The sequence below is a fragment of the Paenibacillus lacisoli genome (genome assembly GCF_030580655.1).
Classification (GTDB): Bacteria; Bacillota; Bacilli; order Paenibacillales; family Paenibacillaceae; genus Paenibacillus; species Paenibacillus lacisoli.
Genome location: NZ_JAUQTB010000014.1, coordinates 21,873 through 35,139, shown reverse-complemented (window position 1 = coordinate 35,139; position 13,267 = coordinate 21,873). Strand labels below are relative to the sequence as shown.

Annotated in this window: 12 protein-coding genes and 1 riboswitch; of the genes, 8 read left to right on the top strand and 4 right to left on the bottom strand. The window is 52.9% G+C overall.

Features of this window, described 5'->3' with window-relative positions:
* The first annotated feature begins 35 nt into the window (after window positions 1-35).
* From Q5741_RS17865 to Q5741_RS17850, 4 genes are all read left to right on the top strand, one after another.
* Window positions 36-1,064 carry an HD-GYP domain-containing protein gene (locus Q5741_RS17865; RefSeq protein ID WP_305025480.1) on the top strand — a complete coding sequence of 343 codons (1,029 nt, stop codon included), beginning with the start codon at window positions 36-38 and terminating at the stop codon, window positions 1,062-1,064.
* 101 nt (window positions 1,065-1,165) lie between these two features.
* Entirely contained in the window at window positions 1,166-1,414 is a 249-nt protein-coding gene (locus tag Q5741_RS17860) for a YneF family protein (protein ID WP_305025479.1), read from the top strand.
* Window positions 1,415-1,460: 46 nt separating this feature from the next.
* Window positions 1,461-2,054 carry a GTP cyclohydrolase I FolE gene (folE, locus tag Q5741_RS17855; protein ID WP_305025478.1) on the top strand — a complete coding sequence of 198 codons (594 nt, stop codon included), beginning with the start codon at window positions 1,461-1,463 and terminating at the stop codon, window positions 2,052-2,054.
* Window positions 2,055-2,151: 97 nt separating this feature from the next.
* Window positions 2,152-2,964 (top strand): lipoate--protein ligase family protein, encoded by an 813-nt coding sequence (locus Q5741_RS17850; RefSeq protein WP_345784170.1) that lies wholly within the window; start codon window positions 2,152-2,154, stop codon window positions 2,962-2,964.
* A gap of 84 nt (window positions 2,965-3,048) precedes the next feature.
* Here the strand turns inward: Q5741_RS17850 and Q5741_RS17845 are convergent, their stop codons facing one another.
* Together Q5741_RS17845 and Q5741_RS17840 are read right to left on the bottom strand one after the other, a co-directional pair.
* Window positions 3,049-4,260, bottom strand: coding sequence for a Fe-Mn family superoxide dismutase (locus tag Q5741_RS17845; RefSeq protein WP_305025477.1), 1,212 nt, complete (start codon window positions 4,258-4,260; stop codon window positions 3,049-3,051).
* A gap of 185 nt (window positions 4,261-4,445) precedes the next feature.
* The gene (locus Q5741_RS17840; protein ID WP_305025476.1) at window positions 4,446-5,453 is read right to left on the bottom strand and encodes an alpha/beta hydrolase; all 1,008 of its coding nucleotides are present in this window, start codon (window positions 5,451-5,453) and stop codon (window positions 4,446-4,448) included.
* A gap of 209 nt (window positions 5,454-5,662) precedes the next feature.
* Between Q5741_RS17840 and Q5741_RS17835 the strand changes: the two genes are divergently transcribed.
* Both Q5741_RS17835 and thiC read left to right on the top strand, forming a co-directional pair.
* Window positions 5,663-6,406 carry an IclR family transcriptional regulator gene (locus Q5741_RS17835; protein WP_305025475.1) on the top strand — a complete coding sequence of 248 codons (744 nt, stop codon included), beginning with the start codon at window positions 5,663-5,665 and terminating at the stop codon, window positions 6,404-6,406.
* A 100-nt stretch (window positions 6,407-6,506) separates the two neighbouring features.
* A riboswitch (TPP riboswitch) is annotated at window positions 6,507-6,620 on the top strand.
* Window positions 6,621-6,901: 281 nt separating this feature from the next.
* Window positions 6,902-8,680, top strand: a complete 1,779-nt coding sequence (thiC, locus tag Q5741_RS17830) for a phosphomethylpyrimidine synthase ThiC (RefSeq protein WP_305025528.1) — start codon at window positions 6,902-6,904, stop codon at window positions 8,678-8,680.
* A 122-nt stretch (window positions 8,681-8,802) separates the two neighbouring features.
* On the opposite strand, the gene Q5741_RS17825 is transcribed toward thiC, so the two are convergent.
* Window positions 8,803-8,955 (bottom strand): hypothetical protein, encoded by a 153-nt coding sequence (locus Q5741_RS17825; protein WP_305025474.1) that lies wholly within the window; start codon window positions 8,953-8,955, stop codon window positions 8,803-8,805.
* Window positions 8,956-9,328: 373 nt separating this feature from the next.
* On the opposite strand from Q5741_RS17825, the gene Q5741_RS17820 reads away from it, so the two are divergent.
* Together Q5741_RS17820 and Q5741_RS17815 are read left to right on the top strand one after the other, a co-directional pair.
* Window positions 9,329-9,598, top strand: coding sequence for an autorepressor SdpR family transcription factor (locus tag Q5741_RS17820; RefSeq protein ID WP_305025527.1), 270 nt, complete (start codon window positions 9,329-9,331; stop codon window positions 9,596-9,598).
* Window positions 9,591-10,238, top strand: coding sequence for an SdpI family protein (locus Q5741_RS17815; RefSeq protein WP_305025473.1), 648 nt, complete (start codon window positions 9,591-9,593; stop codon window positions 10,236-10,238). Before Q5741_RS17820 ends, Q5741_RS17815 begins: the two co-directional genes overlap by 8 nt.
* Window positions 10,239-10,317: 79 nt before the next feature.
* Here Q5741_RS17815 and acnA read toward each other — a convergent pair whose 3' ends face one another.
* Window positions 10,318-13,035, bottom strand: a complete 2,718-nt coding sequence (gene acnA / locus Q5741_RS17810; RefSeq protein WP_305025472.1) for an aconitate hydratase AcnA — start codon at window positions 13,033-13,035, stop codon at window positions 10,318-10,320.
* Window positions 13,036-13,267 lie beyond the last annotated feature (232 nt).

Below are 13,267 nucleotides of genomic sequence, written 5' to 3'. Positions count from 1 at the left end.
ACACATGAGATGCAGGGTATCGGGGGAGCGGCAGGATGAAATATATAAGCGTGGATAATGTAGAGCCGGGGCAGCACCTCGGTAAAAGCGTCTACTCGAGCAACGGAACTGTACTGCTGTCCGAAGGCGTACAGCTGACCGTGTTCATGATCAATACGCTGAACCGGATCGGGGTCACGATGCTGTACATCAAAGACCCGGATTTCGCAGACGTAGATACCACTGACATTCTTGATGAAGCTACGAAACAGGCTGTTTTTAAGGAAATGAATGACACCTTTGAGGCTGTCCGCTCCGGGAAAGACTGGAGCACCAAGAAGATTAGTGTGAGTGCGGACCGCATTCTGAGTGATGTGCTGGCCAATCCGGAGCTGCTCGTGCAGCTGACAGATATCCGCACCGCAGATAATCAGCAGTATGTACATGCCACGAATGTCTGTCTCATTTCGATACTGATCGGGATGAATATGGGATTGAACATGTTCCAGCTGAAAGATCTGGCCATTGGAGCCATGCTTCATGATGTCGGCAAGGTGGGGCTGGATTCACTCGATGAGGCACTGGGCGGCCTGAAGGGGCATCACACCTGGCGTGGGTTTGAAGTGCTGAAGTCCAAGCGGGAATTCAATCTGCTGATTGCGCATGTTGCGCTGCAGCATCACGAGCGGTTGGACGGCAAAGGCTTGCCGCGTGCGCTGGATGCGCATGAGATTCATCAGTTTGCACGAATTGTAGCTGTAGCGGATACCTTTGATAACCTGATCACAGGCAGGAACGGCAAGGGTTTACTCCCGCATGAAGCCTGCGAAGAGATGATGGCCATGTCCGAGAAGCAGCTGGACCGGGATGTGCTGATCCAGTTCAACCGGATTATCTCGGTGTATCCGAATGGTACGAGCGTTCGCTTGTCCACCCGGGAGACGGGCGTGGTCGTGCGTCAGCACCGCGGACTTCCCGGCCGTCCTGTCGTTCGGGTCATCCATGGATCAGGAGATGACATGGAGGTTCAGGAAGTGGATCTGGCTGTGCATACGACGGTGTTTATAGAGGCTGTTTTGGCCTGAAAATGCCGTTTGCCCGTTCCTGTAGTTAATGCTATGATATGTTCGTGTGTGAACGGACAAGCCGTCGCATGAGATCATAAATACAGGGGTGAAGACATAACATGTGGGATATTATCATTCCGATTATAACATTGATCGTTGGCCTGGTCGGCGGCTTCTTCATCGGGGCATTTTACCTGCGCAAGCAGCTTGAGAAGATGCAGAGCGATCCTGAAATGCTGCAAAAGATGGCTAAACAGATGGGATATAATCTGAACGGCAAACAGATGCAAAAGGCTCAGCAGATGATGAAGAATCAGCCGGGTGTGCGTAATCAGCCCGGAGCAAGAAAACCGGGACGCCGGAAATAGAACCTGACCCCAAGAGCATCTTGGATACGGCGGAAGGAGGAAGGTTATGTCGGGAGTTAAGGACTATACCAATCACCAGGTCGAAGAGAACAGAGAGAAGATCGAATATCATGTGAGCCAGATCCTGAAGCTGATTGGGGAAGACCCGGAGCGTGAAGGATTGGTGGAAACGCCTGAGCGTGTCACCCGCATGTATGAAGAGATTTTCGCCGGTTATTCCGTAGATCCCAGAGAAGTGCTTGGCGTAACCTTTGACGAGAACCATGAAGAGCTGGTTATTGTCAAAGATATTGTATACTACAGTCAATGTGAGCATCATATGGCACCCTTCTTCGGCAAAGTGCATATCGGCTATGTGCCCAGCGGCAAAATAGTCGGCCTGAGCAAGCTTGCACGTCTTGTGGAAGCCGTGACGCGCCGTCTGCAGGTGCAGGAACGGATTACGTCACAGATTGCAGATATCCTGAATGAAACGGTTGAGCCGCATGGTGTGATGGTTGTCGTGGAAGGCGAGCATCTGTGCATGTGTGCCAGGGGTGTGAAGAAGCCTGGCAGCAAGACGGTAACGTCTGCTGTGCGTGGGTCCTTCCGTTCCAATGCCGCCCAGCGGGCAGAATTCCTGTCCCTGGTGAAGGACTGAAGCTGAAATTAAAAGGCCTGACCCGCAAGGGAGGCCTTTTTTGCTGTATTTAGAAGTGTCGAGGAAGAGGATCTATGGCTAAAGGAGTGAGAACAGGGTGGAGAGAACAGGGTTAAGTCTTTTGCAGGGTATACAGCTGTGGGAGTCGGCGATGGAAGACGCCCACGATGATGTGACGGCCTATTTTGCCTGGGAAGAGGTGCTGTGCCGTAGGGTCGGACAAGGTCATCCACCGGTTGTCCATCTATGGAGGCACCCGGATGCCTTTGTTGTAGGTCTGAGAGACCGCAGACTTCCACAGGCGGAAACAGCCATGCAGCGGATTCGATCTGGCGGTACGTCGGTCTGTGTCCGTCCATCAGGGGGAGCAGCTGTACCCCTGAACCCTGGAGTCCTTAATGTCTCATTAATCATACCCAACCCTCCGGGAAGACTGGATATCCATGAGGATTTCCGGCTGATGGTGGATCTGATCAGCCGTTCGCTGGCTCCGTGGTCCGAGGCGGCCCGGGCTGGTGAGATTGCAGGGGCTTTCTGTCCCGGTGACTACGATGTCAGCATTGAAGGACGCAAATTTTGCGGGATTGCCCAGCGCAGGCAAGCGAAAGCCCTGATTGTTAGTGCTTTTATTATTGTTGAGGGTTCGGGAGATGCCCTGGCGGATCAGGTCCGCGGTTTCTATGATGAGGCTTCGGCGGGGGGTGCAGAGGGCTATCCGGATGTCAGGTCTGGCACCATGGCCAGCCTGCAGGAGCTTGCAGGTGTCAGCTCAGTTCGGGCATATCAGGCGTCCCTGTTCCGGCTTCTTCAGGAAGAAGCCGGAGCCCGGCTGCTGCTGCAGGAGCCGTCTGTACCTATAGACGAAGTACAGGTAATGACGGAGAAGCTCAGGCTGCGTTACGACGTTTAGTTTACTGGAAGTTTTTTTAAAAAACAGCTACAGCCGTCGAGCGCACTGCGCGAAAGACGGCTGTTCTGGATGGAATGAAGAGAATCAGAATGGCTCCCATTTGAGCTTGTGGGCTTGCTCGTAACGCTCGGCAGCTGCAGGCCAGTTGACGACATTCCACCAGTCTTCGATGTACTTTTTGCGGTTGCTCTGATGCTTCAGATAGTAGGCATGCTCCCATACATCCAGTGTCAGCAGCGGGATGACATCCCATTGTGAGAGATTCTGGTGCTTCTCCGCCTGCAGAATTTCAAGCCGCTGGGCACGCGGACTCCAGACAAGGATTGCCCAGCCTCCGCCTTCGACCTTCTCGGCCGCTTCCGAGAAGTGCTTCTTAAATGCCTCAAAGCTGCCAAAGTCCTTGGTAATCTGATTGGCGAGTGCCCCGGTTGGTCTGCCTCCCCCTTGTGGACTCATGATCGTCCAGAAGATCGTATGCAGGTAATGCCCGGCGCCATTGAAGGCCAGCTCCCGTTCCCAATGCTTCACCAGCTCGAAGTCGTTCTTCCGCCGGGCTTCCTCCAGTTTTTTCTCGGCTTTGTTCAGGCCGTCTACATAGCTTTTGTGATGAATATCGTGATGGATGCGCATCGTCTTCTCATCAATATAAGGCTCCAATGCGTTGTAAGGGTAAGGCAGTGGCGGCAGCGTGTGGCCTCCGATAGGCACCGGTCGGTCCTGCTGTGCCTGCGGCTGCCCTGTCAAGGCCGATGTATTGGCCTGCGATGCCCCGGCGGACGGTTCATCCTGCCGGACAGATGGTTCAGAAATGCGGAAAGGCTGCGGCTCATGCGGATCCAGCATCGGCGGATGCTGCACACTCTCGGCAATGGAGCCCGGCTTGCTGAGCGTCTCCAGTACACCGAGGAAGTACTCGGATTCCCTGATGATATGCAGCAGGACCACCGGAGCAAGGGGCACCGTCTTAACGGCACTGCTCTTCTCGATCAGCTGATAGAGCTGACGTATAAACTCTCTGGACTGCCTGCAGGAAACGTCCAGCAGCTGCTCCAGCTGGGCCAGCACGTAGGGATCGGCCTGGTGTGTACCGGGCAGGACCTGATTCAGCAGCCGCTGTGCGGCCTGCTCTGTTTCTTCAAACAGCACCTTCCATTGATCGAGCAGCTGAACATACACGGGTTCCAGATTGGGCACGATGGCCTTGATCACATCCGTATGCTCGCTTTCCTGCTGCTTCCAGAAGCGGATCTCTTCCAGAATGCGCAGCGGCAGCAGGGGACCGTATACATATAACATGACAGGTACCTCCTGTTCGTTGGGCCGTTCATCGCCAGGACTGCTTGGGATGAACGGCATCTGTACATCCTATTGGTTCACGCTGCAGCTTATGTCAATCATTTAGAGGGTCTATTCTTGTATGCTGAATAACCCGCGGTCCCTTGTAAGGGACCGCGGGTTATAGGCCTTTGCTCATTCGCTTGTCATTGCGCCGCAGTGCTGCTGCTGGCCAGCTGAATATTTCCGAGGAAGCTGGATACCCTGCGCAGATACTCCCGCGGGTGTTCGCGGAAGATCAGCTCATGCTGGGCTCCATCCACAATCCAGACGCCGGAGTTCGGATTAGTCTGGTGGGACGCCAGCAGCTCGGCGATAGGATAAGGTGCCTTTTCGTCCTCCGTCCCGTGGATGAAGTAAATGGGGAACGGATAATCCTTGTTCTTCACCTCGCGATAGGGAATCTGGTGCAGGCTCGTACCGTTTAGAACGGGGAACAGGAATTCCAGAATCTCAAGCGATGGATGCCGCGGCAAATCGATCTGATTGTGAATATTATGATACAACGTATCCGGCTCCAGCAGGAAGGTGCTGTCGAGAATCATAGCGCTGATATCCTTGCTCACCAGTCCTGCCTGCAGAGCTGTACCGGCTCCCATCGAGAAGCCCCAGACGACAATCTCCTGCGAGCCGCGCTGCTTGGCCAGCTGGATGGCCCCGAGCAGCTGCTGAGATTCAACCTTGCCGCCGGTAGCGACCGCCTTGCTGTTCTGGGAGGCAAAACCATAGTCAAACATAATGACATTGAAATTTAAAGAATGCGCAAAATGCGCGAGATCATACATAGGAATCCAGGTTTCTTCACGGTTCGCACCATAGCCATGGCTGAAAATAATCGTTTTGGACGAGTTGCTCGCCGGGATATACCAGCCCTGCATCATTCGGCTTCCGTCCTTGGCCGGAAAAGTGACTTCCTCGTAAGGCATTGATTTAGCCTGCATCGGATTAGAGAAAAGCGGGGCAACTGTCGGATTCGACAGCACCCATGCGATATAGGCATGCAGTGCGATAAAACAGAACAAAAGGAAGAACACCACCGACATGAGCAATGCCACGATCACATGCTTCAACCGCAGCATGCGGGGAGACAATTCTCCCGGCAGCTCATGAACCGGAGACTGGGGCGAGGCGTTATGCTGGGATGTTGTCATCATAGCCCCTCCTAGCTTCTTTCATTATTAAAACCTATTTTATTTATCGTATGATGGGTAAGAAGTAATGTCAATCGCGTGTAAACATTTGTTAGCTGTCTTATCTGACGGGTATGTTGACGGTAAACGGTAGTTTACACTACTCCTGATTTTGCATATAATTTATGTAACCATGTTTCACTTGATGAAACAGAAAAGGACGGTGGCTGCTGGTGGAAGATCGCAAGCTGACGGTTCGCGCTGTTGAGAGAGCGCTTGATATATTAATGTGTTTTACCCGGGATCAGGAGCTGGGTTTATCGGAAATAGCCGGGATGATTGGGCTGCACAAAAGTACGGTACATCGGCTGCTGACGACACTGGAGGATCGCGGTTTTGTGATTCGCAATACCGCTACCGAGAAATACCGGCTGGGCATCCGGATCTGGGAGCTGTCGACGCATATGCCACATGGGGATGATCCGGCTGTTATCCTGCTGCCGGCTATGGAACGTCTGCGGGACCGGCTGGGCGAGACGGTCAGCTTGTACCTGCGGGATGGCGCGGAACGGATTCGCATCCAGGCCGTTCAGAGCAACCAGGCGATCCGCCGGGTTGCTACGGTTGGGGCGAGGCTGCCGCTGTTTGTCGGAGCCTCGAGCAAGGTGCTGGTGGCTTTCGCGGACGGTGATGATGCAGAGAAGCTGATGGCGGATCCGGATTGGCCTGCCGGTCTCGACCGGACAGCCTACCGCCAGCAGCTGGAGCAGATCCGCCTGTGCGGATACGCCACCAGCTATGAGGAGCGGGAGCCCGGCGCAGCGGCGGTATCTGCTCCGATTTTCAACCGCAAGGGCGGTGTGGCCGCAGCCTTGTCGGTATCCGGGCCGGTGAGCCGGTTGTCACCGGATAAGCTGGAGGAGTTTGCTCCTGTTCTGATGGAAGCTGCCCATGAGATGGGACTGCTGTTGTCCTGATCTACGGGTTGTCATTTAAAGGGAATTGAGCTAATCTGGGAGAAGTATCACAGACAGCCAGTCTGTTCTGTGCTGCAGCGGTGGTGTCCATCGCCGCGATACATGTTACTGGGGGAGCCCGAAATGTCCGGGCTGAGACGGAATTGCAGAAGATTCCGGACCCTTATTACCTGATCTGGATCATACCAGCGTAGGGAAGTAATCGGTCATACTGGATGAAGAGGTGGTCTGATGTCTATTCGTCATGGCTTGACGCCGTGAAGACATTGGGGCAGTGAAAGCCAGCCGGTTCCTGCGGGAGCCGGCTTTTTCTGTGCTCCTGTAGGACGGGGGCTGCAGCTGAACCGGACGCAGCCGCTGCTTACAGCTGAATCAATGTCACGGATGCTCTTCTAACGAGCAGAATGACGGGATTCTCGTGCCGGCCGATCTGACCTGGAGGCAATGGACCAGTCAGGATATTCCAAGAGGAGGCGTGAGTTGATGAGCAAGCAGATGGATATGAGCAGCAGTGAAGAAAGGGCGGGTCAGACAGTATGCCAGCCATTTCCGGCAAGCCGAAAAGTGTATATCACGGGATCACGGCCGGATATCGTTGTCCCTGAACGGGAGATCGTTCTGCATGCCACCCAGACGCCACAAGGAGTGGAGTACAATGCACCATTCCGGGTGTATGACACGAGCGGTCCGATGACTGACCCGGAATACCAAGCCGACATTCGAAGTGGATTACCCGCTCTGCGCCGCAGCTGGGTGCTGGAGCGGGGAGATGCCGAATTCTATCCAGGGCGCGAGGCCAAGCTGGAGGATGACGGTGTGCTGCGCCGCAGCGAAGACCAGGCTGAGATTTTTCCAGGGGCAGTAGAGAAGCATCGCCCTTTACGGGCTGCGGCTGGCCGGAATCTAACACAGATGTATTATGCACGCCGCGGCATGATTACACCAGAGATGGAATTTGCGGCGATCCGGGAAGGTGTGGAGCCGGGGTTTGTACGGCAGGAGCTGGCTGCTGGCCGCGCTATACTGCCTTCGAATGTCAATCATCCGGAGAGTGAGCCGATGGTGATCGGGCGCCATTTTCATGTCAAGATCAATGCCAATATCGGCAACTCTGCTGTAACCTCATCCATTGAGGAAGAGGTGGAGAAGATGACCTGGGCGGTGCGCTGGGGAGCGGACACGATTATGGACCTGTCCACAGGTCGTAATATACACGCGACGCGGGAATGGATCATTCGTAACTCACCTGTGCCCGTGGGTACGGTTCCGCTGTATCAGGCTTTGGAGAAAGTGAACGGTCAGGCAGAGGCTTTGAACTGGGAGGTATACCGGGATACATTGATCGAGCAGGCAGAGCAGGGAGTTGATTATTTTACGATCCATGCAGGCGTGCTGCTGCGCTACATTCCGATGACGGCTAAGCGGATGACTGGAATTGTATCCCGGGGCGGGTCGATTATGGCGGCATGGTGTCTTGCTCATCACCAGGAGAACTTTTTATATACCCATTTTGAAGAAATCTGCGAGATTATGAAGGCCTACGATATTGCATTCTCCCTGGGAGACGGCCTGCGTCCTGGCAGTGTATACGATGCGAACGATGAAGCTCAGATGGCAGAGCTTGCGACACTGGGAGAACTGACGCAGATGGCATGGAAGCACGATGTTCAAGTGATGATTGAAGGACCCGGCCATGTGCCGATGCACAAAATCAAGGAGAATGTCGATCTTCAGATGGAAATCTGCCAAGAGGCGCCGTTCTACACGCTGGGACCACTGACAACCGATATAGCACCGGGATATGACCATATTACGTCTGCAATCGGAGCCGCAATGATCGGCTGGTTTGGCACGTCCATGCTATGCTATGTCACGCCTAAAGAACATCTGGGCCTGCCCAATAAGGAGGATGTACGCGAAGGGGTCATTGCTTATAAAATTGCAGCGCATGCGGCCGATCTGGCTAAAGGCCATCCGCGGGCTCAGAAGCGGGACGATGCCTTGTCTAAGGCAAGATTTGAATTCCGCTGGCGGGATCAGTTCAATCTCTCGCTGGACCCGGAGCGGGCCTTATCCTATCATGATGAGACACTTCCCACGGAAGGGGCCAAGCAGGCGCATTTCTGCTCTATGTGCGGACCGAAGTTCTGCAGTATGCGTATCAGTCAGGACATCCGCAGTCAGGCTGAAGAGATCGGCCAGGCCAGTCAGGCGTGGATCGAGGCAGGTATGAGGGAGAAAGCGGCAGAGTACCGGGCGAAGCCGTCATGTTAACCGTTTAATCTCGGCCTTAGAGATTTCTTGATCACGTTAAATAAGGGTGACTTAGCCGCTGCCGGCTTAGGTCACCCTTTATTCTGGATTCAATTTTATATGTAAGGGGGATGTCGTGAAGATTAGCGGGATGCCATTTTCGCATTCAGAATATCCTGGAAGCTTACCTTCGGATCATTACCGGATGACTTTTTCTCTGTATTGATCTGCTGGGCTTTGGGGTACTGATGATGGAAGGGCATCATATTATGTACGGTCATATTCATGATATTCATAGTTAAACTCCTCCTTGATGATTACGATGATTTATATCTGATATCCTATGCAGGACCTGTTCACATCGTTTAAAATTTTGAGTTTCTCTCAATTACCCCTCCGCCAATACACTTAAACAGAATAGTACCAAAACAGGAGATACGTCCTGCGTCCGTCAAGATTCGACCGGGCACTGTTTGCTGAAGTAAGAGTTATTTCCTAATTTCCGACTGGGACAGTAGTATTAAATATCAGTGGTTGACCTAGAGAAAAGGTCTGATTAAAATAAAAATAAGATACATTTAGATTTTTTTCGAAATGTATAAATCAAGCGATTCAACTAGGCTAAGTTCATCAATAAAGTGAAGGACGTGAGGGGGGCTTATTGTGGGGATCAAGCATACATTTAAAGCTTTGGCCGACGAGGAGCGCCGGCGGATTCTGGAGATGCTCAAGCAGGGCAGAATGTCTGCAGGTGAAATTTCTTCTTCTTTCGCTATGAGCCAGGCCACGGTATCCCATCATTTATCGATCCTGAAGGAGGCTGATCTGGTACGGACAGAACGCCAGGGCAAATATATTATTTACGAGCTGAACACGACCGTCATGGACGATGTCATGGCATGGATGATGGATTTAAAGGGGGATTCTGATCATGCGTAAAATAAATGTATGGATTGTGCTGGCTGCTGCAGCAGCCTTGGTGCCCTTTGCATTCTATAGTTATGTGTATCCGGATTTGGGAGAGACCCTGCCTATTCATTTCAATGGTCATGGAGAAGCAGACCGCTTTGTCAGCAAATCCAGCCCGGATGTCTGGATGCTGTGTGCACTGGGAGTCATAGGCTTTGGGATTATGATGGCGATTCGCAGCGTAATGGCGGCGAAGAAGAGTCATGCTTCTGCCGCAATCAAGCTGTTTGATCAAAGCCTGCTTTTGACGACGGTTCTTTTTAGTGGAATTGGTGTGTTTGCCCTGATGGAGGGTATGGAGCAAGTGAGCTGGGGAGCGGAAGGGGTGATACACTTTGTCATCCTGCTGCTGGGTCTGATTTTCATGCTGACTGGGAACTATATGCCGAAACTCCGCCGCAACGCTTGGGCTGGAATCCGGACACCCGTCACGATGAAGGATGACGCCGCGTGGTTCAAAGCCCAGCGCCGCGGCGGCAGAGTATTTATGATTGGCGGCCTCCTGACCATGTTGGCAGCCCTGCTCCCGGGAGAGCTATCCTGGGTTATGGCAATAGCCATTTTTTTGGTAATGATGATCTTCTCACTAATTTATGGTTTCAAGAATTGAGACTGCTTTATATACAAAAGGGTGCTTCCGCCGTTGAATGGCGGAAGCACCCTTTTTGATCAAGGACAAATATAATGGCTTAACCGTTTTGAATCATTTGACGCAGCACCGTTTGCAGGATACCGCCGTTATGATAATAGTCAATGTCGACCATGCTGTCCAGACGGGCAGTTACCGGGAACTCAAATTTCGTTCCGTCCTCACGCTTGGCCACTACGGTCAGCAGCTGGCCTGGTGTTACTTCGTTGCTCAGACCGAGGATGTCGAAGGTCTCGTTTCCATCCAGTCCAAGGCTGGACCAGCCATATCCTTCCTGGAATTGCAGCGGCAGTACACCCATACCTACCAGATTACTGCGGTGAATCCGTTCGAAGCTCTCGGCGATAACCGCCTTGACGCCGAGCAGGAATGTCCCTTTGGCAGCCCAGTCACGGGAAGAACCGGTACCATACTCTTTGCCAGCGATCACGACAAGATTCTGTCCGCCAGCCTGATACTTCATGGAAGCGTCATAGATGGACATGACTTCATCGGTAGGGAGGTGCTTCGTTACGCCGCCTTCTGTACCAGGAGCTACATTGTTGCGGATACGGATGTTGGCGAACGTACCGCGCATCATAACTTCGTGATTACCACGGCGGGAGCCGTAGGAGTTGAAGTCTTTGCGCTCTACGCCATGTTCCTTCAGGTATTCACCTGCAGGGCTGGAAGGAGCAATGTTACCGGCCGGGGAGATATGGTCCGTGGTCACGGAGTCACCCAGCAGAGCCAGTACACGTGCATTCTTCACATCCTGAATATCGTTCATTCCATCCTGAATATTCTCGAAGAATGGCGGATTCTGAATGTAAGTGGATTTCTCATCCCATTCATACAGTTCGCCTTCAGGAACAGGAATGGAGTTCCACTTCTCGTTCGCTGTAAAGACGTTCTCGTATTTGCGGCGGAACATATCCGGACTGAGGGACAGGCTGATAGCTTCCTTGATCTCCTCTGAGGAAGGCCAGATATCCTTCAGATAGACCGGCTGGTTCTCCTGATCGTAGCCGATTGGATCGTTCTGCAGGTCAATATTCACCGTTCCTGCCAGTGCATAGGCAACAACAAGCGGTGGAGATGCCAGGTAGTTCGCTTTGACCTGGGCATGGACACGGCCTTCGAAGTTACGGTTACCGGACAGGACGGCAGCTACCGTCATATCGTTGTCTGCGATAGCCTGGCTAACTTCATCCGGCAGAGGACCAGAGTTACCGATACATGTCGCACAGCCGTAGCCCGCAACGTGGAAGCCAAGCGCTTCAAGTGGTGCAATCAGTCCAGCCTTCTCCAGGTATTCGGTAACAACAAGCGAACCTGGTGTCAAGCTGCTCTTCACGTAACCCGGTTTGGTCAGGCCGCGTGCAACAGCCTTCTTGGCCAGCAGACCGGCACCCAGCATAACACTAGGGTTAGAGGTGTTCGTACAGCTGGTGATGGCTGCGATCACGACAGCACCGGTTCCCAGTTCACTGGTAGAGCCGTCCTTGTGCGTGACCGGAACCTTTTGCTCGATTTTCTCATCGCTCAGACCATAACCGCCTTTGTCGATCGGTGTGCGGATGATACCCTCAAATTCTTCCTTCATGTTGCGCAGCTCGATACGGTCCTGCGGGCGTTTCGGACCTGCCAAACTCGGTACAACAGACGCCAGATCCAGCTCAATCGTATCCGTGAATACCGGATCCTCCGTGTCTGCGGTACGGAACATGCCCTGAGCTTTGTAATAAGCTTCAACCAGTTCGACCTGTTCTTCGTCACGTCCGGTGCTGCGCAGATAGTTCAGCGTCTCCGCATCGACAGGGAAGAAACCGATCGTTGCGCCGTATTCCGGAGCCATGTTGGCAACCGTTGCACGGTCAGCCAAGCTGATGTTCGCCAGGCCCGGTCCGTAGAATTCCACGAACTTGCCGACGACGCCCTTCTTGCGGAGCATTTGTGTAACCGTCAGCGCCAGGTCGGTCGCTGTTGCGCCTTCAGTCAGACTGCCAGTCAGCTTGAAGCCGATGACATCTGGAGTCACAAAATACAGCGGCTGGCCCAGCATGCCGGCTTCTGCTTCGATACCGCCAACGCCCCAGCCTACAACACCAAGACCATTGATCATGGTTGTGTGGGAGTCTGTGCCTACCAGAGAATCCGGGAACACATAAGTTTCCCCTTCAATCGTCTTAGTAGCAGCTACAGAAGCGAGGTACTCCAGGTTAACCTGGTGAACGATGCCTGTGGAAGGCGGAACCGCACGGAAATTGTTGAAGGCGGTCTGTGCCCAGCGCAGGAAACGGTAGCGTTCCTCGTTCCGTTCAAATTCAACATTAATATTATAATCCAGTGCGTCCTTCGTACCGAAGGCATCGACCATGACGGAGTGGTCAATAACGAGGTCTACCGGTACAAGCGGATTAATCCGCTTCGGATCGCCGCCGGCTTTCTTAACGGTATCGCGCATGGCGGCCAGGTCAACAACAACCGGAACGCCGGTAAAGTCCTGCAGAACGATACGGGCAGGAATAAAAGGAATTTCCTTATTATGATCGCTGGATACGCCCCAACCTGCGATCTGCTTCACGTGCTCGTCGGTAATTGCGCGTCCATCAAACTGTCTCACTGCTGCTTCAAGCAGCACCTTGATAGAAAAAGGGAGCTTGGAGATATTCTCATGCCCCTGCTGTTCTGCCATGGCAGGCAGACTGTAATAACGGTAGCTCTTGCCGCCGACTTCCAGGCTTTGCGCGGTAGAGAATTGATCCTTTCCTGACATACATGTACCTCCTTGGATGTGGGTTGGGAATCGTCCATAGAACGGCCCATAGACAAAATACTGGGGTTACGATGATGAGAAGTTCAGAAAAAAGAAGAGCATTCGGGAATCTCCCGTTTCACTTGGTGAAACAACATTTCATAAAATGTCTTTATCTCAAGTATACCGTTTTCATCGTTGTGCGTAAAGGGCTTTTTCGACCTCTTTCGGGTCTTTTGTACCCATTCTTCAG